Annotated in this window: 1 protein-coding gene; it reads right to left on the bottom strand. The window is 58.6% G+C overall.

Annotated features, from left to right (window positions below):
- On the bottom strand, positions 1-415 hold a 415-nt coding region (locus J4E63_RS30685; protein ID WP_207284219.1), incomplete at both ends, for an AMP-binding protein.

The following is a 415-nucleotide window of genomic DNA, read 5'->3' as shown; positions in this document are numbered from 1 at the left end:
TTCGTCTGGCGAATGCTGGGTGAAATAGGCCACCAGGCGCTTGTCGCCCGGCACGTCTTCACGGGCCAGGACCACGGTTTCCTTGATGTTTGGAGCCTGGGCGAGCTTGGCTTCGATCTCGCCCAGTTCAATGCGGAAACCACGAATCTTCACCTGATCGTCGTTGCGGCCCAGGTATTCGATGTTGCCGTCCGGCAGGTAGCGACCCAAGTCGCCGGTTTTGTACATTCGGGCATTGGGAACCTTGCTGAATGGATCTTTCAGGAAGCGCTCAGCCGTCAGGTCATCACGATTGAGATAACCGCGAGCAACCCCGGCACCACCGATGTAGATTTCGCCCGGTACGCCCAGCGGCACGGGTTGTTTGTGCTCGTCCAGCAGGTAGAACTGGGTGTTGGCCACCGGTTTGCCGATA

The sequence above is a fragment of the Pseudomonas sp. FW300-N2F2 genome, from assembly GCF_017351655.1.
GTDB classification, from domain to species: domain Bacteria; phylum Pseudomonadota; class Gammaproteobacteria; order Pseudomonadales; family Pseudomonadaceae; genus Aquipseudomonas; species Aquipseudomonas fluorescens_AA.
This window is presented reverse-complemented; position numbering and strand designations above follow the sequence as displayed.